Genomic DNA, 22,575 nt, shown 5'->3' with positions numbered 1-22,575 from the left:
TGCGCACGCCGTGCCTCGTACGAGTGACCGCGTCGAGCCACTGGGCGGACCCCTCGGTCAGCCCGCTCTGAGGGCCATCGTCATCGCCTCCACCGCGAGCAGCGGGGCCACGTTGCGGTCCAGGGCCTTGCCGCACGCCGCGATCGCCTCGATGCGGCGGAGCGTGGACTCCGGGGAGCTGCTGCGGGCCATCCGCTCCAGTACGTCCTCGGTGTCGCCGTTGGCGATGGCGACGCGGGAGCCGAGCTGGAGGGCGAGGACGTCGCGGTAGAAGCCGGTCAGGTCGCTCAGCGCGATGTCGAGGGTGTTGCGCTGCGTGCGCCGTCTGCGGCGTTTCTGATCGTCCTCGAGTTCCTTGATCACGCCTGCCGTGCCGCGTGGCAGGCGGCCGCCCTGGGGCGCGCCCAACGCCGCCTTCAGTTCCTCGGTCTCCTTGGCCTCCACCTCCTCGGCGAGCTGCTTGGCGTCCTCGGCCGCCACGTCGACCAGCTCCTGGGCCGCCTTGAGCGCGCCACCGATGTCCTCGACCCGCAGGGGCAGCTTCAGCACAGAGGCACGGCGTGCGCGGGCGGTCGGGTCGGTGGCCAGGCGGCGGGCACGGTCGACGTCGCCCTGGGTGGCGCGGGCCACGGCGGCGGCGACGTCCGGTTCGATGCCTTCGCGTCGTACGAGCATGTCGGCGACGGCCTCCACCGACGGCGTGCGCAGGTTCAGGTGGCGGCAGCGGGAGCGGATCGTGGGCAGGACGTCCTCGACGGACGGGGCGCACAGCAGCCAGACCGTGCGCGAGGCGGGCTCCTCGACGGCCTTGAGGACGGCGTTGGCGGAGTTCTCGTTCAGCCGCTCGGCGTCCTCGACGAGGATCACCTGCCAGCGGCCGTTCGCCGGAGCCGTGTACGACTTGCGGACGGTGTCGCGCATGTCCATGACGCGGATCACAGCTCCTACGGCGGCGACCGTCGTGACATCCGCGTGGGTGCCGATGAGCGCCGTGTGACATCCGTCGCAGAAGCCACAGCCGGGCGCGCCGCCCAGTGCCCGGTCGGGGCTCACGCACTGCAGCGCCGCGGCGAAAGCCCGCGCCGTCTGTGTCACTCCCGCGCCGGGCGGGCCCGTGAACAGCCAGGCGTGCGTCATCCTCGACGCCTCCGGCGGGGGTGCGCCGGCCGCCGCGGCGGTGACGAGCGCGTCGGCGTCGCGGGCGGCGCCGTCGAGCCGCTCGCTCACCCGCTCCTGCCCGACGAGGTCGTCCCACACGGTCATGGGTCAGCCCGCCCTTCCGTCACGTCTGCCTTACCGGATCCATTGTGCGGGTGGGCACTGACAACGCCCGCACCCGCGGACCCGGCGGTCAGCGCCGGCGCCCCCGGCGGTCGTCCTCGTCACCGTCCTCGCCGTCGCGGGGGCCCAGCAGCTCGTCGGCCAGCGTCGGCAGGTCGTCCAGCGGGGTCTCCTCGGCCCAGTCCGGACGCTGCCGGCGGCGGGGCGAGCCCTCGGGGTCGATCCGGGGCAGCTCGCGCGTGCGGTCGTCGGGGACGTCGGTGCCCTCGGGTGCGCTCGCCGGACGCTCGTCCCGGAAGTAGCCGGGCGGCACCCTCCGGTCCGCGGGGCCCTGCTCGTCTCCCCGCACCGGGGGCAGCACCGCCGTCTCGTCCGCCGCGCCCGGTGGAACCGGCGGCATCGGCAGCTCGGTCGTCACCTCGGCGTCGGACACCCCGGACCGGCCGCCGGACCGCTGCCCGGCGTCCTCCTCCGGCACCCGGGGCAGCACGGCGGTCTCGTCGACCGGTCCGCCCGACGCGTTCGTCGGCGTCACCACCGGCGTCGGCACGGTCGCCGCCTCGTCGGCCGTTCGCCCACGCGCGGCAGCGGCACCGGGGGCGGTCGTCGTCTTCGGTCCCGCCTCCGCCGCGGCCGCCGCCTGCTCGGCCAGCCGCCGGGCCTGCTCCGCGCGCAGCAGGGCCTCCTCGGCCTTGCGCTGCTTCTCCAGGCGCAGCGCCTCGGCCTCGGCGCGCAGCCGCGCCTCCTCCTCGGCCTGCTTGCGGCGGCGTTCCTCCTCGGCCTTGCGACGGGCCTCCTCCTCGGCGCGCGCCTTCTCCTCGGCGAGCAGCCGCAGCCGCTCCTCCTCCGCGCGCCGGCGCGCTTCCTCGGCCCGCTGCCGGGCCTCCTCCGCCTGCCGTTCCGCCTCGCGCCGCTGGGCCTCCTCCAGTTCGCGCCGCTTGCGCTCCTCCTCCTCGGCGCGCAACCGGGCGAGCTGCTCCTGACGCTCGCGCTCCAGGCGCTCCTCCTCGGCCTTGCGGGCCGCCTCCTCCTCCGCCTTGCGGCGGGCCTCCTCCTCGGCCTTGCGTCGTGCTTCCTCGCGGGCCTGGATCTCGGCCTCGGACAGCGGCAGCACCTGGTCGAGCCGGTGCCGGATCACCGTGGTGACCGCCTCCGGTTCCTGGCCGGCGTCGACCACCAGGTAGCGGCCGGGGTCGGCCGCGGCCAGGGTGAGGAAACCGGCCCGCACGCGCGCGTGGAACTCGGCGGGCTCCGACTCCAGCCGGTCCGGCGCCTCGGTGAAGCGTTCCCGCGCGGTCTCCGGGGCCACGTCCAGCAGCACCGTCAGGTTCGGCACCAGCCCGTCGGTCGCCCAGCGGTTGATGCGGGCGATCTCGGTCGGCGACAGATCGCGCCCGGCGCCCTGGTAGGCGACGGAGGAGTCGATGTACCGGTCGGTGATGACGACGGCGCCGCGCTCCAGGGCGGGCCGTACGACGGTGTCGATGTGCTCCGCGCGGTCCGCGGCGTACAGCAGTGCCTCCGCGCGGTGCGAGAGTCCGGCGCTGGAGACGTCCAGCAGGATGGAGCGCAGCCGCTTGCCGACCGGGGTCGCGCCGGGTTCCCGGGTGAGCACGACCTCGTGGCCCTTGGCCCTGATCCACTCGGCGAGGGCCTCGGCCTGGGTGGACTTCCCTGCGCCGTCGCCGCCCTCCAGGGCGATGAAGAAGCCGGAGGCGGCGGGCGTCTGGTCCGGGTCGGCGCCGCCGAGCAGCGCGTCGCGCAGGTCCTGCCGCAGCGGCACGCCGGAGCGGTCGTCGACCTTGGCCAGCACCAGCGCGGCCACCGGCAGCAGCAGCGCGCCGACCAGCATCAGCGTGAAGGCGGCACCGCCGTGCGCGAAGACGAACCGGCCGTTCTCCAGCCGGTGCGGTCCGATGGCCGCGGCGACCAGCGGGGCGATCACCGCGCCGAGCGCCACGAAGACCCGGACCACCGCGTGCAGGTGCTCGGTGATACGGGCCCGCCGCTGGTCCTCGGCCTCCTGGTCGAGCAGGGTGTGCCCGGTGTTGGCGGCGAGTCCCGCGCCGACACCGGCCAGCGCCATGATCAGCACCACGCTGGTGACGTCCGGTACGAGTCCGGCGGCCAGCAGGGCGACGCCCGTGAAGGCGAGGGCGAGCGCGAGCAGCCGGCGCCGGGACAGGGCCGGCAGCAGGGCGGGCGCCGTACGGATGCCGACGACGACACCGCCGGTCAGCGCGGCCACCAGCAGGCCGTACAGCACGGGGCCGCCGCCCAGGTCCTTGGCGTGCAGCACCGACACGGCGACGGCGGCCGACACCGCGGCGGCGACGGACGCGGACGCGAGCACCAGCAGCGGCATCGCGCCGGTGCGGCCCTTGTCGGAGCCGGCGGCGCTCCTCGGGCGGCGCAGCCCTTCCAGCGGTGACCGCGCGCGCGGGGTGCGGGTGCCGGGCAGTTCCAGGAAGGTCAGGACGGACAGCGACGCGGCGAACAGCCCGGCCGCGACGTACGAGGCGAGGGCCGCCCGGTGTTCGCCGAACCAGTCGATCCCGGTGCCGAGCAGGTTGTTGAGCAGGGCCGCGACGACGAGCGTGACGGCCGCGAGCGGTATCGCCACGAAGCCCGTGCGCAGCGACAGCCGGCGCAGCGCGTCCATGTGGTCGGGCAGCGGGCGCACGGTCGCGCCCTCCGGGGGCGGGGCGGGCAGCAGGGCGGGCGCGGCGCTCTCCCGGCACACCGTCCAGAACCGCTCGGCGACTCCGGTCACGAAGGCGGTGACGAGGAGCACGGCCGGCGCGTCCTCGGGCGTCCAGTCGATCCACAGCGGCGCCACGATGAGCAGCGCGGCCCGCAGGCCGTCCGCGCCGACCATGGTCCAGCGGCGGTCCAGCGGTCCGTCCTGCGAGGTGAGCGAGGTGAGCGGGCCGAGGAGTACGGCGCCGAACAGCAGCGTCGCCAGGATGCGTACCCCGAAAACGATCGCCACTGCGAACGCCACGCCCCGGTAGCCCCCGCCGAAGGACCCCTCGGCGACCACCGCCTGCAGGACCAGGAGAACCAGTACCAGGAGGGCGAGGACGTCACCGACCCCGCCCACGAGCTGCGCGCTCCACAACCGTTTCAGCTGGGGTCGGCGCAGCAGGGCGCGGACGGCACGCTCGCGGGAGTCCGCGACGAGGGCGTCGTCGGGGGCCGGCTGTGGGGCCGTTGGCTGCTCGGCTCGCGTCATGCGTTCAGCCTATCGGCCCGCGCCGACAGCTCGGCGCGACGCGCCTGACATGCACACACCCCGACACCGAAGTGTTGTCGGGGCGTTCGCATTCCGAACCCCCGGCGAAGATCGTCACGGACCTTTCACCGGGGGTCCCGCGCGTGCGGGCTCAGTCCTCCGCCCCGTTCGAGGCGGTGGCCTTCTTGGCGACGGTCTTCTTCGCGGTCGTGGTCTTCTTCGCCGCGGTCTTCTTGGCCACCGCCGTCTTCTTCGCCGGCGCCTTCTTGGCCGGTGCCTTCTTGGCGGTGGCCTTCTTCGCCGTCTTCTTGGCGGGGCCCTTCGCCCGCTTCTCGGCGAGCAGCTCGAAACCACGTTCCGGGGTGATCTCCTCGACGCTGTCGCCGGAGCGCAGCGTCGCGTTGGTCTCCCCGTCGGTGACGTACGGCCCGAAGCGGCCGTCCTTCACCACGACCGGCTTCTCGCTGACCGGGTCGGTGCCCAGCTCCTTCAGCGGCGGCTTGGCCGCGGCCCGGCCACGCTGCTTGGGCTGGGCGTAGATCGCCAGCGCCTCCTCCAGCGTGATCGTGAAGAGCTGCTCCTCGGACTGCAGCGACCGCGAGTCGGTGCCCTTCTTCAGGTACGGCCCGTAGCGGCCGTTCTGCGCGGTGATCTCCTGGCCCTCGGCGTCCGCGCCGACCACGCGCGGCAGCGACATCAGCTTGAGCGCGTCGTCCAGCGTCACCGTGTCCAGGGACATCGACTTGAAGAGGGAGGCCGTACGCGGCTTGACCGCGTTCTTGCCGGTCTTCGGGGTGCCCTCGGGGAGGATCTCCGTGACGTACGGGCCGTAGCGGCCCTTCTTGGCGACGATGTCGTGACCGGTGTCCGGGTCGGCGCCCAGGACGCGGTCGCCGCTCGGCTCGGCGAGCAGCTTCTCGGCCAGGTCGAGGGTCAGCTCGTCCGGCGCCAGATCGTCCGGGATGTCGGCGCGCTGGTGCTGCTCGGTGTCCTTCTCGCCGCGCTCGATGTACGGGCCGTAGCGCCCGACCCGCAGCACGATGTCGTTGCCCACCGGGAACGACGACACCTCGCGCGCGTCGATCGCGCCCAGGTCGGTCACGAGCTCCTTGAGGCCGCCGAGGTGGTCCCCGTCGCCGTTGCCGGCGTCGGCCGCGTCACCGTTGCTCGCGCCCTCGCCGAAGTAGAACCGCTTCAGCCACGGCACCGCCCGCGCCTCGCCCCGCGCGATGCGGTCGAGGTCGTCCTCCATCCGGGCGGTGAAGTCGTAGTCGACGAGCCGCCCGAAGTGCTTCTCCAGCAGGTTGACCACGGCGAAGGAGAGGAAGGACGGCACCAGGGCCGTGCCCTTCTTGAACACGTAGCCGCGGTCGAGGATCGTGCCGATGATCGACGCGTACGTCGACGGGCGGCCGATCTCCCGCTCCTCCAGCTCCTTGACCAGCGACGCCTCGGTGTAGCGGGCCGGGGGCTTGGTGGCGTGCCCGTCGACCGTGACCTCCTCGGCGGTGAGGGCGTCACCCTCGGAGACCTGCGGCAGCCGGCGCTCGCGGTCGTCGAGCTCGGCGTTCGGGTCGTCGGCGCCTTCCACGTACGCCTTCAGGAAGCCGTGGAAGGTGATCGTCTTGCCGGACGCGCTGAACTCGACGTCCCGGCCGTCGGCCGCCGTGCCGCCGATCCTCACGGTGACGGAGTTGCCGGTGGCGTCCTTCATCTGCGAGGCGACGGTCCGCTTCCAGATCAACTCGTAGAGCTTGAACTGGTCGCCGGTCAGCCCGGTCTCGGCAGGCGTGCGGAAACGGTCGCCCGAGGGGCGGATCGCCTCGTGCGCCTCCTGCGCGTTCTTGACCTTGCCCGCGTAGGTGCGCGGCTGCGGGGGCAGGTAGTCGGCGCCGTACAGCTGCGTGACCTGGGCGCGGGCGGCGGCGACCGCCGTCTCGCTCAGCGTCGTCGAGTCCGTACGCATGTAGGTGATGTAGCCGTTCTCGTACAGCTTCTGGGCGACCTGCATGGTCGCCTTGGCACCGAAGCCGAGCTTCCTCGAGGCCTCCTGCTGCAGCGTCGTCGTACGGAACGGGGCGTACGGCGAGCGGCGGTACGGCTTGGACTCGACGGAACGCACGGCGAACCGCGTGTTCTCCAGGGCGGCGGCGAGCGCGCGGGCGTTCGCCTCGTCGAGGTGGAGGGTGTTGGCGCTCTTCAGCCGTCCCAGGGAGTCGAAGTCGCGGCCCTGCGCGACCCGCCGCCCGTCGACGGTCTGCAGGCGGGCGACAAGGGACGACGGGTCGCTCGCGTCCCCGGCGCGGCCGGATGGGGGTCCCCCCGCCGGAGCGAAGTCGGAGGTGGGGGAGAAGGTGCCCGTCAGGTCCCAGTACTCGGCGGAACGGAACGCCATGCGCTCGCGTTCCCGCTCCACCACGAGCCGCGTGGCGACGGACTGGACACGGCCGGCGGACAGCCGGGGCATGACCTTCTTCCACAGGACCGGCGAGACCTCGTAGCCGTAGAGGCGGTCGAGGATGCGGCGGGTCTCCTGGGCGTCGACCAGCTTCTGGTTGAGCTGGCGCGGGTTGGCCACGGCCGCGCGGATCGCGTCCTTGGTGATCTCGTGGAAGACCATCCGCTTGACCGGGATCTTCGGCTTGAGCACTTCCTGGAGGTGCCAGGCGATGGCCTCGCCCTCGCGGTCCTCATCGGTGGCGAGGAAGAGCTCGTCGGACTCCTTCAGCAGGTCCTTGAGCTTCTTGACCTGGGCCCGCTTGTCCGCGTTGACCACATAGATCGGCTGGAAGTCGTGGTCGACGTCCACACCGAGGCGGCGCACCTCGCCGGTGTACTTCTCCGGCACCTCGGCGGCACCGTTGGGAAGATCGCGAATGTGCCCGACGCTCGCCTCGACGATGTAGCCGGGGCCGAGGTAGCCCTTGATCGTCTTCGCCTTGGCAGGCGACTCGACGATGACGAGTCGGCGGCCGCCCTTCGCGGTCTCGCTGGTCGGGGACAACTTCGCTCTTCTCTCCGGTCGGCGCTTGGGGCTCCCCAGGCGGTCTCCCCCGGGGTCGGGTCATGGTGACGCTGCGGAGTGTGACGGTACATCCCGCCCCCGTGTCAAACAGGAAAAGCCCGCAACGGCCACTCGAACGGTAACCCGACTACCACCGTTCCTGCCGCCCGGAGTGTCCAGTCTCCGCCCGCGCTTATCCGGAGTGCGATCTACCGGTTACTGGGAGCCGTCAGGGTTTCGCGCTTCTCAGAGGCGGGTCAGACACCATGCGCCGAGGACCAGGAAGATCATCGCGAACAGTCCCGCGACGGTGGCCGATGCGACGGGGCTCACACCCTGGGCGACGGGGCGGTGCTGCCGCGCGCGGGTCACGGTCCAGGCCAGCAATCCGCCTCCGAACAGGCAGAACACCATCCCCGCGAAGATCGCCGGTCCGCTCTCCATGGTCGCCCGATGCCCTCTTTCCCGTCCGCTGGTACCGGCCCCGGTGTGACGCTGCCACGCCCGGGCGGCGGGCAGACGAATCGGAGGTGAACGGGAGGGCTACGGTCCTGACCACGTGTCCGAAAACCGGCCCGGGAGCCCTTTCACGGAAATTCCGGATCGATGGGAAAGAGCCGGGCGGCCGCCGCGGCCGGCGTGAAGGACGCGGCGGAAGACAGTGACGTGACTCATGGGGCGAGCCGCCGAGGTGCCGCGTGGGACAGCCCGCCCGCGGGCCCACCGAGGTGCCGCATGAGACAGCCCGCCCGCGGACCCGCCGCCGCTCGTGTCAGCCGGCGGGCTCCAGGAACCCCTGCTCCACCAGCAGCCGGATCTGGGCCGGCGTGCGGTCGCGCAGCAGCACGGGGTCCTCACCGAGGAGCTGGGCGATGGCGTCCAGGATCCGGCCCGCGCTCATGGTGCCGTCGCAGACCCCCGCGAAGCCCGCGCCGATCGTGTCCACCTTGGTGGCCCGGCGCATCCCGCGGTTCTGCCGCAGCACGACGTGCTCCGGGTCCTCCGCACCGGGCAGCCCGACCTGTTCCTGCACCACCTCGGCGGCCAGCGCGAAGCGTGCCTCGAGGAGCGCCGCGTCGTCGCGCGTCCGCAGGTAGTCGATCCGGTCGAAGTGCGCCCGGACCGTCTCGCCGAGCGGCTGCTCGACCGGGTGCGGCCACTCCTCCACCGTGATCGACCGCGCGGCGGAGTCCGCCTTGCGCAAGGTGATCCAGCCGAAGCCGACCGCCTTCACCTTGCGCGCCTCGAACTCGTCCAGCCACGCGTCGTACCGCGCCCGGTAATCGGCCTCGGCACCGCGGTGGTCGCCCGCGTCCCGCAACCACAGCTCGGCGTACTGGGTGATGTCCTGCACCTCGCGCTGCACGATCCAGGCGTCGCACCCGCGGGGCACCCATGACCTGAGTCTGTCCTGCCAGTCCTCCCCCTCGACGTGCTGCCAGTTGGCGAGGAACTGCGCGAACCCGCCCTCGTTCAGCCGTTCCCCCGCCTCCTGAACGATCGTGCGGCACAGATCGTCCCCGCCCATCCCGCCGTCGCGGTAGGTGAGCCGGGCGCCCGGCGAGATCACGAACGGCGGGTTGGACACGATCAGGTCGTACGTCTCACCGTCCCGGACCGGCGCGAACAGCGACCCCTCGCGCAGGTCGGCGGCCGGGACCCCGGAGAGGGCCAGGGTGAGCGCGGTGATGTGCAGGGCACGCGGGTTGACGTCGGTGGCCGTCACGCGCGTGGCGTGCCGGGCGGCGTGCAGCGCCTGGATTCCGGAGCCGGTGCCGAGGTCGAGCGCGGAGGTCACGGGCGTACGGACGGTGATGCCGGCCAGGGTGGTGGACGCCCCGCCGACGCCGAGCACGACCCCCTCGTCGCGGCTGCCGATGCCCCCGGCACCGCCGACCGCGCACCCGAGGTCGGACACGATGAACCAGTCCTCGCCGCCCGGCCCGCCGTACGGCCGTACGTCCACGGTCGCGGCGAGCTCGTCCGCGCCGGCGCGCGTCAGCCATCCGCTCTCCAGGCAGACGTCCACGGGCAGGACGCCGGCCACGCGCACGTGCGGCACGGGCTGCTGCAGCAGGAACAGCCGTACGAGCATTTCCAGCGGCGTGTCCCCGCGGGTGGCCCTCAGGGCGGGCACGGTCTCGCTGCGGGCCAGCGCCGCGTAGGCGGGAGCACCGAGCAGTTCGAGCAGTCCGTCGGCGGTGAAGGAGGCTCCGAGCAGCGCGTCCCGCAGCCGGGCGGCGGCTTCGGGGCGGTCGGACGAGGGCAGGGGCGGCAGGCTGGCGTCACTCACGCCCTCCATTGTGGCCGCCGCCCCCGCCCGGCGCGTCCCCGCGGCTGCTGCCGCGGTGTCAGCTCTTGGTGACCTCCGCCGTCGCGGTGGCCGTCCGGCAGCTCGCCTGCCGGGACATCGCCTCGCCGACCTCGCCCTCCTCCAACGTGCTGAGGGCGTCGCTGCCGCTCTTGCCGAGCTTGTCCAGCTCGGCGGCGATGTCCTTCAGACCGTCGGCGAACTCCGCCTGGTCGTCCGTGTCGAGGCCGTCGACCTGCTTCTTCAGCGAGGCGTACGACGCGGAGATGCCGTTGAGCTCCTTGACCGCGTCCGTCTGCTTCTTCTCCCCGTCCTCGACGTCCGGCGCCCCGGCCTTGTCCACGGCGGCGCCGATCGCCTTGTAGGCGTCGGACATGTCCTGGAAGGCCTTCGAGTCGGCCGTCTGGACCTCTTCCGGCGTGCTGTTGTCCGAGGTCTCCTTCTGGATCGCGGCGTTGGCCGATTTGATCTTCGCGGCCTGCGGCTTCACCGCGTCGCAGACCTGCTTCGCCCAGGCGTCCAGCTTCTCGTTGTTGTCGTCGCCGCCGCATCCCGTCAGCGCCAGTACCAGTACCGCACCGCCGGACAGTGCGGCCGCGAGCTTCTTGTTCACCGGATTGGTCCCTTCCATGGCCTTCGGCCCCGGAACATACACGCCAGATGGCCTACACCCACCCGTCGAACGTCCGGTAAGGAACTTTTGAAGCCATTTGCACCACGCGAGAGAAGGCTCACGGCATGAGTCCCGCGCGCGGGGAGAGGGCGGGCGGCGCGTCAATACGCGCTGTCCGCCCGCACCTTGATCCGGTGTCCACCGTCCGGCTCTAGGAAACCACCGCCGGATCCGCCGACTTGGGCTCCGGCTCGGGATCGTCCTCGTCCTCCACCGCGATGCCGCGCCGCTTGGACACGTACACCGCGCCGACTATGACGAGCAGCGCCAGGATCGCGATGAGCACCCGCATCCCGACACTCCTGTCCGCGCCGTAGGAGAACTTGATGACCGCGGGCGCGATGAGCAGCGCCACCAGGTTCATCACCTTCAGCAGGGGGTTGATCGCGGGTCCGGCGGTGTCCTTGAAGGGGTCGCCGACGGTGTCGCCGATGACGGTGGCCGCGTGGGCCTCGCTGCCCTTGCCTCCGTGGTGGCCGTCCTCGACGAGTTTCTTCGCGTTGTCCCAGGCGCCACCTGAGTTGGCGAGGAACACCGCCATCAGGGTGCCCGCGCCGATCGCGCCCGCGAGGAAGGCGCCCAGGGCGCCGACGCCGAGCGTGAACCCGATGAAGATGGGCGCCATCACGGCGAGCAGTCCGGGTGTGGCGAGCTCGCGCAGGGCGTCCTTGGTGCAGATGTCGACGACCTTGCCGTACTCCGGCTCCTCGCTGTAGTCCATGATCCCGGGCTTCTCGCGGAACTGCCGCCGCACCTCGTAGACCACCGAACCCGCCGACCGCGACACCGCGTTGATCGCCAGTCCCGAGAAGAGGAAGACGACCGCCGCGCCCGCGATCAGGCCGACGAGGTTGTTGGGCTGGGAGATGTCCATCATCAGGCTCATCGGCGCGCCCTCACCGCTGAGCCGCTCGCCCACGTCTCTCGCTCCGGTGGTGATGGCGTCCCGGTACGAGCCGAACAGCGCCGCCGCCGCCAGTACGGCCGTGGCGATCGCGATGCCCTTGGTGATGGCCTTGGTGGTGTTGCCGACCGCGTCCAGGTCGGTGAGCACCTGGGCGCCCGCGCCCTCCACGTCGCCGGACATCTCGGCGATGCCCTGCGCGTTGTCGGAGACCGGGCCGAAGGTGTCCATCGCGACGATCACGCCGACCGTGGTGAGCAGTCCGGTGCCGGCCAGCGCCACCGCGAACAGCGCCAGCATGATCGACGTACCACCGAGCAGGAACGCCCCGTACACGCCGAGGCCGATCAACAGGGCGGTGTAGACGGCGGATTCGAGACCGAGCGAGATACCGGAGAGGACGACGGTGGCCGGGCCGGTGAGCGAGGTCCTGCCGATGTCCCGCACGGGACGCCGGGTGGTCTCGGTGAAGTAGCCGGTGAGCTGCTGGATGAGGGCGGCGAGCACGATGCCGATGGCCACCGCGACGAGCGCGAGGATCCGCGGGTCGCCGTCCTTGCCCAGGATCGCCTCGTCGGTGACGCCGTCGAGATCGGCGTACGACGACGGCAGATAGACGAACACGGCGATCGCGACCAGGACGAGCGAGATCAGCGCGGAGATGAAGAACCCCCGGTTGATCGCGCTCATGCCGCTGCGGTCGGTGCGCCTGGGGGCCACCGCGAAGATGCCGGCCATCGCGGTGAGGACACCGATGGCGGGCACCAGCAGCGGGAAGGCGAGCCCGGCGTCGCCGAACGCCGCCGAGCCCAGGATCAGCGCGGCCACCAGGGTCACGGCGTACGACTCGAACAGGTCGGCCGCCATGCCCGCGCAGTCGCCGACGTTGTCGCCCACGTTGTCGGCGATGGTCGCGGCATTGCGCGGATCGTCCTCCGGAATGCCCTGCTCGACCTTGCCGACCAGGTCGGCGCCGACGTCGGCGGCCTTGGTGAAGATGCCGCCGCCGACCCGCATGAACATCGCGATCAGCGCGGCCCCGAGACCGAACCCCTCGAGCACCTTCGGGGCGTCGGCCGCGTACACCAGCACCACGCAGGAGGCGCCCAGCAGGCCGAGGCCGACGGTGAACATACCGACGACACCGCCCGTACGAAAAGCGATCTTCATCGCTTTGTGCGAGACGGCGGTGAGATCCTTTTCCGGCTCGCCCTCGGCCGGAGTCGCCTCGCGCGCCGCCGCGGCGACCCGCACATTGCTGCGCACGGCGAGCCACATACCGATATAGCCGGTGGCCGCCGAGAACGCCGCTCCGATCAAGAAGAACACCGACCGTCCGGCACGCTGATTCCAGTCGTCCGCGGGCAGCAGCATGAGCAGGAAGAACACGATCACGGCGAATACGCCGAGGGTACGCAACTGGCGGGCCAGATAGGCGTTCGCGCCCTCCTGGACCGCTGCCGCGATCTTCTTCATGCCGTCGGTGCCCTCGCCGGCCGCGAGAACCTGGCGCACCAGGACTCCAGCGACCACCAGTGCCGCCAGTGCGACGACGCCGATGACCACCACGAGCAGGCGGTTGTCATCGGTCAGCACGGCGGCTGCGAGGGATGTGGACTGGCCCGACTCTTGGGTGAGGGAAAGCCCCGCCATTCGTCCTCCTTGACGCTTGGGCTGAGCTCAAGATGTGGACGGGATTGTAGGTACCGGAAGCTGATCAAAACAGTGCGCGTGAAATGTAAATGTCCCGCACGCGCTCTTCCCTAATGATCGCCGATGATCGGCGACCGGGAATCGGTAATGCCTTTGGAGCATTCACGTGATCGCATTTTCATGGCACGGCCGGTCGTGAACGAATTCACGCGATCAACCGCACGAGACCACTGTAAGCGCGGGCACTGACACCCGCACATGACGAAGGGCCCCACGAGGGGGCCCTTCGGAAAGACGGTCGCCGTCCGGGTGAACCGGTCAGGCGAGGAGGGTGGCCGGCGGCACGGTGGGCCACCTCATGCGGATCGATCCGCCGTGCCGCCCCGCGCTGACCTCGACGTCGTCGACGAGCCCGCTGATGACCGCGAGGCCCATCTCGTCCTCCTCGGTCTCCGCGTCGGCGTCGCCCGGCGCGTCACCGGGCGCCCGCTCGCCGGGGGTCGCGTGGGGCGCCTCGTCGCCGACCTCGATGGAGAACTGCTTCTCCTCCTCGATCAGCAGCACCTTCACAGGGGCCGAGATGCCGCCGTTCCGGTGCAGTCCCACGGCACGGGTGCAGGCCTCGCCGACGGCGAGTCTGACCTCGTCGAGGACGGCCTCGTCCACTCCGGCCCTGCGCGCCACCGCCGCCGCCACGAGCCGGGCGGTCCTGACGTGCTCGGGCAGCGCGCTGAAGCGGAGTTCGACGGTGGCCATGCATCCCCCTCGCGACTACGGGCGTGCTGTGGAGAGGCAGGGCCGCCGAAAGCCCGGCCCTCCTCCTGGTTCTCTTCCGCCGTTCGGGCACGCGGCCCGGGAGCGGGGTGGTCAGTCGGTGGCCGCCACCGCTTCCTCGACCGAGGTGTGGATCGGGAACACCTTGGTGAGGCCGGTAATGCGGAAGATCTTGAGAATACGCTCCTGGTTGCAGACCAGGCGCAGTGAGCCCTCATGGGCACGGACGCGCTTCAGGCCGCCGACCAGCACGCCGAGTCCGGTGGAGTCGAGGAAGTCCACACCTTCCATGTCGACGACAAGGTGGAAACTGCCGTCGTTCACCAGCTCGACCAACTGCTCGCGCAGCTTGGGCGCGGTATATACGTCGATTTCGCCACCGACCCTGACGATCGTGCGATCGCCCATGGTTTCGGTCGACAGGGACAGGTCCACGGATCCTCCAGCACCTAGCTATCGAGCGGTCGCCCTTGGGGCATCTCGGCTCAGCCCCCGGGACGGATCGCCAGCCGCGATGGCATTCAATCACTTACCGGCAGGCGTGCACGACGCCTTGGCCCCATTGTCCGTCACGCCAGTGACACACTCGGTGCCGATGGCCAAGAATCACCGATCCGATCGACCCCCGACGGACCTCCCGTCCGGGCCCGCCCCGGGCGCGGTCCTGGACCGGCTCGCGTCCGGACCGAGCCGGGCTTCGCGCATCACTCATACGGAGCACTTGCCCCCGCGCGAGGGTCGCCATGCCGTCTGGCCGGACCGGATCCGTCCGGAGGTCCTCGCCGCCGTGCGGACCGCGGGCGTCGAACACCCCTGGGCCCACCAGGCACGCGCCGCCGAGCACGCCCTGGACGGCGAGTCCGTCGTGGTCGCCACCGGTACCGCGTCCGGCAAGTCCCTGGCGTATCTCGTGCCCGTCCTGTCCGCGCTCCTGGACGGCGCCGAGGCCCCGAACGGCCGTGGCGCGACCGCCCTGTACCTCGCCCCCACGAAGGCCCTCGCGGCGGACCAGTGCCGGTCCGTGAAGGAACTTTCACAACCACTGGGCCATTCGGTGCGCGCGGCCGTCCACGACGGCGACACTCCGTTCGAGGAACGCGAGTGGATCCGCCAGTACGCCAACTACGTGCTGACCAACCCGGACATGCTGCACCGGGGCGTCCTGCCGGCCCACCCCCGCTGGTCCTCCTTCCTCAAGTCGTTGAAGTACGTCGTCATCGACGAGTGCCACACCTACCGGGGCGTCTTCGGCTCGCACGTCGCCCAGGTGCTGCGCCGCCTGCGCCGGCTGTGCGCCCGCTACGGCGCCTCCCCCGTGTTCCTGCTGGCCTCCGCGACCGCCGCCGAGCCCGCGGTCGCCGCCCGCCGCCTCACCGGCGTGCCGGTCGTGGAGGTGGCCGACGACGCCTCACCGCGCGGTGAACTGGTGTTCGCCCTCTGGGAGCCGCCGTTGACCGAGCTGCACGGCGAGAAAGGCGCACCGGTCCGCCGTACGGCCACCGCCGAGGCCGCCGACCTGCTGACCGACCTCACCGTGCAGGGCATCCGCTCGGTCACCTTCGTACGCTCCCGGCGCGGCGCCGAGCTGATCTCCGTGATCGCCCAGGAACGCCTCGCCGAGGTCGACCGCTCGCTGGCCCGGCGTGTCGCGGCGTACCGGGGCGGCTACCTCCCCGAGGAGCGCCGCGCCCTGGAACGCGCCCTGCACTCCGGCGAACTCCTCGGTCTCGCGGCGACGAACGCCCTCGAACTCGGCGTGGACGTCTCCGGTCTGGACGCCGTGGTCATCGCCGGCTATCCGGGTACCCGGGCCTCCCTGTGGCAGCAGGCCGGACGCGCGGGGCGGTCCGGGCGGGGCGCCCTCGCCGTCCTGGTCGCCCGCGACGACCCCCTGGACACCTTCCTCGTCCACCACCCGGAGGCCCTCTTCGACCGGCCCGTGGAGTCCACCGTCCTCGACCCCGACAACCCCTACGTGCTCGCCCCGCACCTGTGCGCGGCGGCCGAGGAACTGCCGCTGACCGAGGAGGACCTGGACCTGTTCGGCCCGGCCGCCGAGGAGCTGCTCCCGCAGCTGGAGGCCGCGAAGCTGCTGCGCCGGCGGACGAAGGCCTGGCACTGGACCCGCCGGGAGCGGGCCGCCGACCTGACCGACATCCGGGGGCAGGGCGGCCGGCCGGTCCAGGTCGTCGAGGCCGGTACGGGCAGGCTGCTCGGCACGGTCGACGCGGGCGCGGCCCACACGAGCGTCCACGAGGGCGCGGTCCACCTGCACCAGGGCCTGACGTATCTCGTCCGCTCGCTCGACCTGGAGGACTCCGTCGCCCTGGTCGAGCGGGCCACCCCGACGTACACGACGGTGGCCCGGGACACGACGTCGGTCTCCGTGCTGGAGACGGACACCGAGATCCCGTGGGGCGACGGCCGCCTGTGCTACGGCTCCGTCGAGGTCACCAACCAAGTGGTCTCCTTCCTGCGCCGGCGGGTCATCACCGGTGAAGTGCTGGGCGAGACGAAGCTCGACCTCCCTCCTCGTACGCTGCGCACCCGCGCGGTGTGGTGGACGGTCACCGAGGACCAGCTGGACCGGGCCCGGATCAACCCGGAGATCCTCGGCGGTGCGCTGCACGCCGCCGAGCACGCCTCCATCGGCATGCTGCCGCTCTTCGCGACCTGCGACCGCTGGGACATCGGCGGTGTCTCGGTCCCGCTGCACCCCGACACGCTGCTGCCCACGGTCTTCGTCTACGACGGCCACCCGGGCGGCGCGGGCTTCGCGGAGCGCGCCTTCCGCACCGCCCGCGCCTGGCTCACCGCCACCCGCCAGGCCATCGCCTCCTGCGAGTGCGAGGCCGGCTGCCCCTCCTGCATCCAGTCCCCCAAGTGCGGCAACGGCAACGATCCTCTGCACAAGCGAGGCGCGGTACGGCTGCTCACGGTGCTGCTGGAGGGCGCACCGGCGGAGAAGCCGGAGGGCACGGAGGACGCCGCGGGGGCGGCCGGGACCACTGGGGCGTAGGCCCGGCACCCGGCGCCGGTGCCGGGTGCCGGGTGCCGGTGCCGGTGCCGGTGCCGGTGCCGGTGCCGGTGCCGGTACCGGGTGCCGGTGCCTGATGCGGAACGCGCTCCTGAAGCGGGAACCCGGTTCGATGCGGGATCCGGTCTTGATCCGGCAACCGGGCTTGATCCTGAGCCGGGCCCTGTTCCGGCTCCTCGCCTGATCCGGAACCCGGGACCCATCCGGAGCCGAGGCCCATCCGGAACCGAGGACCATTCAGGACCGAGGCCCATCCGGAGCCGGAGCCGGTCACGGCACCCGAGCGGACCCCCGAGCCGGCCCCGATGTCCCGGCCCCGCCCGGGGCCGGACCACCCGGGCGCGAAGGTTCCGCCGGGCCCGCAGGCCCCGCCCTGGCCCTGATCTCCGCCGCGAACGGCCCCCGGCCCGACGCCACCGACACGTCCGACACCTCGCCGGTGACCACGCACCGTACGAGCCGCGTGTTCTGTGCCCGGGCCACCCGGTCCGCCCGGGCGCAGGCCGCCGTACCGCCCCGCGTCCAGTGGTCCGCCGCCGCGAGTGCCGCCAGATCCGCGCCGCCGGCCGCCCGGTGCCGGACCGCGACGGCGTGTCCCAGGGCGAGGACGACGCCGAACACCACGCACAGCACGGCGATCGCACCGACGCTCCAGACGGTCGCCGACCCCCGGTCGGAACACCGCATGCGCCACCGCCCGTCCGTCAGCCACCGCTCCCGGAACCGAGCCCTCACGACGCCGCCCCCACCGTCTCCTCCACCGCGGCCACGGCCTCCTCCCGCAGGTCGAAGGGCAGTCCGTGCAGGACCGGGGGCCTGGCCTCGACGACCACCCGGACCTGCTCGGCCTCCCGGCTCACCGTGACTCTCGCGCCGGGCGGTGCCGCCTCGCGGGTCACCTCGGCGACGGCGGCAGGGGAATCCTGCCGGGCCGCCGCGCGGGCGCCCGCGCGCGCCGCGTCCACACACCGGATCTGCGCCGCCACCACCAGCAGGCCCCAGACCAGCGCCGTCGTGAGCATCACCAGCACGGGCAGCACCATGGCCGACTCCGCCGTCACGAACCCGCGGTCCGCACGCCGCTCACATCCGGCCATCGAGTGCCTGCTGCACGATGTTCCGCAGCGCCGCGCCGACCGGTCCGCTGGTGACCACCTTGTAGAGCACGACGGAGAACGCCACCGCCGCCACGATGCCCATCGCGTACTCCGAAGTCACCATTCCGGTGTCCCTCCGTGCCGTACGCGCCTTGCACACCAGGGCACGCAGTCGTGCCCGTACCGCCTGATACATCTCAACCCCCGTACGGAGTAGTCGCATCGATCTTGTGAGTCCTGCCGCCACCACTGGTCGTCCCCCGTCAGGCACCACCTCCTCCCAGCACCCCGCCCGCGAGTCCGATCACCACGGGCAGCACGCCGACCGCGATGAACGCGGGCAGGAAGCAGAGCCCCACCGGTGCGCTGACCATGACGGCCGCCCGCCGGGCCCGTGCCGTCGCCGCGCGGGTCCACTCCGCGCGGGCCTCGGCGGCGAGCCGGGCCGCGGGAGCGGCCAGGGGAAGTCCGGACACATCGGCCCGCTCCAGCAGACGGGCCAGGGGCCGTGCGCCCGGCACCGACGCCAGACGGCGCCATGCCGCGGCCGGTTCGCCGCCGAGCCGTACCTCCGCCGCGCCCCGCGCCAGCGCCTCCCCGACCGGCCCGCCCAAGGTCTCTCCGACGGTCTGCGCGGCGAGTACCGGGCCGGCGCCCGCCGCGATGCAGGCGGACAGCAGGTCGGCGGCGAGCGGCAGTTGACGCACCGCCTCGGCGGTGTCCGTCTCCCGCGTGTGCGGAGCGACGGCCCTCCGCCGAAGGCGCCACCACCACAGTCCGGCCGCGACGGCCGGCCCCGCCACCGCTCCGGCGGGACCGCCCACCAGCACCCATCCGGCACCCGCCACGCCCGCGTACGGCAGCCAGTTCCGCACGGTGCGCGGCAGCGTGCGGAGCGGGGTGGTCACCGTCCGTTCCGGGGGCAGCGCCGCGGCCAGTCGCCGCCGGGCTCCCCGCTCGCGCCGCGCGCGGCCCCACCATCCCGCCGACCAGGTGAGCGCGAGCACCGCCCCACCACTGCCCCCAGCCTGTGGACAAGGTCCCCGCTCATGACGTCCCCTCCTCGGCTCCCCGCATGATCCGCAGCGCCCACCACAGCCCCAGGCCCTCCAGCACCCCGCCGGCCGCCAGACAGACCAGTCCCGACGGTGTGTGCAGCAGGATGTGCAGCGGGTCGGCGCCGAGAGCCGCACCGAGGGCCAGGCCCACGGCCGGGAGCCCTGCGAGCAGCACCGCCGTCGCGCGGGCGCCGGCCAACTGGGCGCGCAGGTCGGCCCGCTGGTCCCGCTCGGCACGCAGCGCCGCTTCCAGCCGGTCGAGTCCGGCCGCGAGTCCGGCTCCCTGATCCACCGCCACCCGCCAGCACGCGGCGAGTCCCCGCAGCCCTTCCGCACCCGGCTGCCGTGCCGCCTCCGCGAGCGCCTCCGGGACGTCCCCGCCGAAGCGCGCCGCCGCGAGCACCGTCGCCTGCATGTCACCGAGTCCGCCGGAGTCCCGCGCGGCCGGCAGCAGCGCCTCACCCGGCTGCCGCCCGGCGCGCACCTCCCCGGCGAGCGCCCCGCACAACGCGATCACCGCGTCGCCGCGGACCTCCCGCGCTCGGCGTTCCCCGGCGGCCCGTCGCACCCGCCTCAGCAAAGGCACCCCGGCCACCCCCGCGACGACCGGCAGCAGCGACGCACCCAGCACCGCCAGCACCAGGCCGGCGGCCAACGACCACCACTCGGCCCGCAGCCGCCCGCGCGTCCGTCCCCACGCACGGGTCATCCGGGGCCGCCCCGGTGGCCCGCTGCCCACCGCGCCTCCACCGGCCGACAGCAACCGCGCCCGCCTGGCCCCGGCATGCCCGCCGCCCAGCAGCCAGGCCGCGGTCCCCAGGCACGCCACGGCCGCACCCGTCGACACCTCGGTCGTCCCGTTCATCCTCCGATCCCCTCGTCCGGTCCTCCGGTGTTCGCGTTCCGGAGCAGCTCCCGCAGGCGCTGCCATCCCCGCTCCCGGGTGAAGGCCTGCGGGCCCCACCGCAGCGCCGGCACCGTCCGCACCAGCCCCGACGGGTCCCGTTCCAGCACATGCACCTCCGCGATCCGCCGTCGCCCGTTCCGGTCGCGTACGAGGTGCAGCACCACCGAGAGGGCGGCCGCCGCCTGGCTGTGCAGGGCGAACCGGTCGAGCCCGGCGGCCGTACCGAGCGCCTCCAGCCGGGCCGGTACGTCGGTGGCGGCGTTGGCATGGACCGTTCCCGAGCCGTCGTGGCCCGTGTTGAGGGCGGCCAGCAGATGCACCACCTCCGGGCCGCGCACCTCACCGACGACCAACCGGTCCGGCCGCATCCGCAGCGCCTGCCGCACCAGGTCCTCCAGGGTGACCAGGCCCGCTCCCTCCTGGTTGGCGGGTCTGGTCTCCAGGCGCACGACGTGCGGGTGGTCGGGCCGCAGTTCCGCCGAGTCCTCGGCCAGGACGATGCGCTCCTCCGGCCCGGCCAGTCCCAGCAGCGCGCTCAGCAAGGTCGTCTTGCCGCTGCCGGTCCCCCCGCTGACGAGGAACGACAGCCGCGCGTCCAGCAGTGCCCGCAGTACGCGGTCCCCGCCCGGCGGGATCGTCCCGGCCGCCATGAGCTCGTCGAGGGTGAAGGCGCGGGGTCGTACGACCCGTAGCGACAGGCAGGTGCCGCCGACGGCCACCGGGGGCAGCACCGCGTGCAGTCTGGTCCCGTCGGGCAGCCGCGCGTCGACCCAGGGCCGGGCGTCGTCCAGGCGCCGGCCGGCCACGGCGGCGAGCCGTTGGGCGAGGCGCCGGACGGCCGGCTCGTCGGGGAAGGCCACCTCGGTCAGTTCCAGTCCGCCGCCCCGGTCCACCCAGACCCGGTCCGGCGCCGACACCAGTACGTCGGTCACCGAGGGCTCGGACAGGAGCCGTTCCAGCGGCCCGCTGCCGACCAGCTCGGACCGCAACTGCTCGGCCGCTCCGAGCACCTCTGCGTCACCGAGCACCCGCCCTTGGTCCCGCAGCGCCTGCGCCACCCGCGCGGGCGTCGGTTCGGCCCCGCTCTCGGCCAGCCATCGCCGCACCCCGTCGAGCAGGCCGGGAGGCATGACCGCTCCGCTCGTCACCGGCCTCCTCATGCCGCCCTCGCCTCCACCAGCGCCCGCTCCCAGAACTCCTTGCAGAAGCGGGCCAGCGGGCCCCGGCCCGAGGCCCCGGGCGGCCGGCCCGCCTCGTACGGGCGCCGCAGGGCGGGCTCGGCGGGCACGTCTCCGGCGAGGGGCAGCCCGAGCAGCCGGGCCACCTCACGGTCGTCCAGTCCCGGCGCGTACGGCCCGCGTACCGCCACCCGCAGATCACGCAGGACCATGCCCACGGCGGAGGCGACGCGGCCCGCCGCCGCAACGGCGCGCAGTTCGGCGGGGACCACGAGGAGCCCGAGGTCGAGCTGGGCGAGGACTTCGGCGACCCCCTCGTCGACGCGGCGCGGCAGGTCGACCACGACGGTGCCGCCCCCGCGCCGCGCCGCGGCGAGCACCGCGCGTACGGCCCTGGGCGGTACGGCGAGACAGTCACCGCGGTCCCAGCTGAGCACCCGCAGCGAGTGCAGTTCCGGCAGTGACTCCTCCAGGGCGCCGCCGCCGACCCGGCCGTGGGACGCGGCGAACGCCGGCCAGCGCAGCCCTTTGGCCGTCTCGCCCCCGAGAGCCACGTCGAGTCCGCCGCCCAGCGGATCGGCATCCACGAGGAGGGTGCGCAGCCCCTCACGCGCGGAGGTGACGGCGAGCGCACACGCGAGCGTGGACGCCCCGGCGCCGCCCCGGCCGCCGATGACACCGACGGTCAGGGCGGGCCGTCCGACGCCTTCGGCCACGTCGGCGATGCGGTCGACCAGCCACTGCTCGCCGTCGGGCAGCATCAGCACGTGGTCGGCGCCGATCTCGACGGCCCGCCGCCAGACCCCGGGGTCGTCCTGGTCGCGGCCGACCAGCACCACTCCCGGCCTGCGTGCCGCCCCGCGCACCCGCCGCGCGGCGTCGTCCCCGACCAGGACGAGCGGTGCGGCCTCCCAGCTGCCCCTCGCTTCCGGCACCGTGTGATGGACCTCCGGTGTGGCGCCGGCCGCCGCGCACAGGCGCAGCAGGTCGTCGAGGAGCCCGGCGTCCTCGGTGAGGATCAGCGGTGCGCCCGGCCGGCCTCCTCCGGTGGCCGGCGGCGGGTCGTGGGTGATGGTTCCGGACATGTTCGTCCCCCTTTGCTGCATCTCTCGCGCAGCCCCTGCGGCCCCGCGATTCCCAGACGTGCGAAGAGCCGGCAAGCGGTTCTTCTTTGAACGGCCGGCGGAAACCGGCCGTACGCGACCCGACAAACGGAACCGGGTGTGAACTCGCGGCGAGCGGTCGCGTCGGAATCACGATGCGGCGATCCGGAAAAACATGTGGATCTTGGTCGATAAGTGTGGACGGGGCGGCGCCTGTGAATATCGCGGTCACCCATACCGGTGAGTCCCGCGCACCCCCTGCGCGACTTCCGCAGAGCAGCCCGACAGCTACCCCGAGTAACTATTCATGACCATGACAGAAAGTCGTGCGCACGACACCGGCGCGGTGCACCCACCGCG

Annotated in this window: 16 protein-coding genes and 1 pseudogene; 1 reads left to right on the top strand and 16 read right to left on the bottom strand. The window is 72.9% G+C overall.

Annotated elements, in window-relative coordinates; translation table 11 throughout:
• Window positions 1-57: 57 nt before the first annotated feature.
• From ACF1DX_RS14825 to bldG, 9 genes are all read right to left on the bottom strand, one after another.
• Window positions 58-1,263 (bottom strand): DNA polymerase III subunit delta', encoded by a 1,206-nt coding sequence (locus ACF1DX_RS14825; RefSeq protein ID WP_391791549.1) that lies wholly within the window; start codon window positions 1,261-1,263, stop codon window positions 58-60.
• 88 nt (window positions 1,264-1,351) lie between these two features.
• Window positions 1,352-4,516: a dTMP kinase gene (tmk, locus tag ACF1DX_RS14820; protein ID WP_391791548.1), complete on the bottom strand. Its 3,165-nt coding sequence runs from the start codon at window positions 4,514-4,516 to the stop codon at window positions 1,352-1,354.
• A 151-nt stretch (window positions 4,517-4,667) separates the two neighbouring features.
• Complete coding sequence (topA, locus tag ACF1DX_RS14815; RefSeq protein ID WP_391791547.1) at window positions 4,668-7,520, bottom strand: type I DNA topoisomerase; 2,853 nt, start codon at window positions 7,518-7,520, stop codon at window positions 4,668-4,670.
• A gap of 246 nt (window positions 7,521-7,766) precedes the next feature.
• Entirely contained in the window at window positions 7,767-7,964 is a 198-nt protein-coding gene (locus tag ACF1DX_RS14810; RefSeq protein WP_391791546.1) for a hypothetical protein, read from the bottom strand.
• A 328-nt stretch (window positions 7,965-8,292) separates the two neighbouring features.
• On the bottom strand, window positions 8,293-9,822 hold the full coding sequence (locus tag ACF1DX_RS14805) for a methyltransferase (protein ID WP_391791545.1): 1,530 nt from the start codon (window positions 9,820-9,822) through the stop codon (window positions 8,293-8,295).
• A gap of 49 nt (window positions 9,823-9,871) precedes the next feature.
• Window positions 9,872-10,462, bottom strand: coding sequence for a small secreted protein (locus ACF1DX_RS14800; RefSeq protein ID WP_391791544.1), 591 nt, complete (start codon window positions 10,460-10,462; stop codon window positions 9,872-9,874).
• Between the two features lie 193 nt (window positions 10,463-10,655).
• Window positions 10,656-13,061, bottom strand: coding sequence for a sodium-translocating pyrophosphatase (locus tag ACF1DX_RS14795; protein WP_391791543.1), 2,406 nt, complete (start codon window positions 13,059-13,061; stop codon window positions 10,656-10,658).
• A 318-nt stretch (window positions 13,062-13,379) separates the two neighbouring features.
• Entirely contained in the window at window positions 13,380-13,817 is a 438-nt protein-coding gene (locus tag ACF1DX_RS14790; protein WP_030863300.1) for an ATP-binding protein, read from the bottom strand.
• Between the two features lie 111 nt (window positions 13,818-13,928).
• Complete coding sequence (gene bldG / locus ACF1DX_RS14785) at window positions 13,929-14,270, bottom strand: anti-sigma factor antagonist BldG (RefSeq protein WP_003991900.1); 342 nt, start codon at window positions 14,268-14,270, stop codon at window positions 13,929-13,931.
• A 79-nt stretch (window positions 14,271-14,349) separates the two neighbouring features.
• Between bldG and ACF1DX_RS14780 the strand changes: the two genes are divergently transcribed.
• Window positions 14,350-16,854 carry a DEAD/DEAH box helicase gene (locus tag ACF1DX_RS14780; RefSeq protein ID WP_391791542.1) on the top strand — a complete coding sequence of 835 codons (2,505 nt, stop codon included), beginning with the start codon at window positions 14,350-14,352 and terminating at the stop codon, window positions 16,852-16,854.
• Between the two features lie 288 nt (window positions 16,855-17,142).
• On the opposite strand, the gene ACF1DX_RS14775 is transcribed toward ACF1DX_RS14780, so the two are convergent.
• The 7 genes and pseudogenes from ACF1DX_RS14775 to ssd all read right to left on the bottom strand — a co-directional run bounded on the left by ACF1DX_RS14775 (window position 17,143) and on the right by ssd (window position 22,197).
• Window positions 17,143-17,559 (bottom strand): Rv3654c family TadE-like protein, encoded by a 417-nt coding sequence (locus ACF1DX_RS14775; protein ID WP_391791668.1) that lies wholly within the window; start codon window positions 17,557-17,559, stop codon window positions 17,143-17,145.
• Between the two features lie 44 nt (window positions 17,560-17,603).
• Entirely contained in the window at window positions 17,604-17,969 is a 366-nt protein-coding gene (locus ACF1DX_RS14770; protein ID WP_391791541.1) for a TadE family type IV pilus minor pilin, read from the bottom strand.
• Complete coding sequence (locus tag ACF1DX_RS14765; protein WP_391791540.1) at window positions 17,956-18,165, bottom strand: DUF4244 domain-containing protein; 210 nt, start codon at window positions 18,163-18,165, stop codon at window positions 17,956-17,958. The genes ACF1DX_RS14770 and ACF1DX_RS14765 overlap by 14 nt, the downstream gene beginning before the upstream one ends.
• A 67-nt stretch (window positions 18,166-18,232) precedes the next feature.
• Window positions 18,233-19,020: pseudogene (locus tag ACF1DX_RS14760) on the bottom strand (type II secretion system F family protein).
• A complete protein-coding gene (locus ACF1DX_RS14755) occupies window positions 19,017-19,892 on the bottom strand; it encodes a type II secretion system F family protein (RefSeq protein WP_391791539.1) in 876 nt (291 codons plus the stop codon). Before ACF1DX_RS14755 ends, ACF1DX_RS14760 begins: the two are co-directional and overlap by 4 nt.
• Complete coding sequence (locus ACF1DX_RS14750; RefSeq protein WP_391791538.1) at window positions 19,889-21,094, bottom strand: TadA family conjugal transfer-associated ATPase; 1,206 nt, start codon at window positions 21,092-21,094, stop codon at window positions 19,889-19,891. Before ACF1DX_RS14750 ends, ACF1DX_RS14755 begins: the two co-directional genes overlap by 4 nt.
• The gene (gene ssd, locus ACF1DX_RS14745; RefSeq protein WP_391791537.1) at window positions 21,091-22,197 is read right to left on the bottom strand and encodes a septum site-determining protein Ssd; all 1,107 of its coding nucleotides are present in this window, start codon (window positions 22,195-22,197) and stop codon (window positions 21,091-21,093) included. The genes ACF1DX_RS14750 and ssd overlap by 4 nt, the downstream gene beginning before the upstream one ends.
• Between the last annotated feature and the right edge of the window lie 378 nt (window positions 22,198-22,575).

This window comes from Streptomyces sp. NPDC014676 (assembly GCF_043084105.1).
In the GTDB taxonomy this organism is placed as follows: domain Bacteria; phylum Actinomycetota; class Actinomycetes; order Streptomycetales; family Streptomycetaceae; genus Streptomyces.
This window is presented reverse-complemented; position numbering and strand designations above follow the sequence as displayed.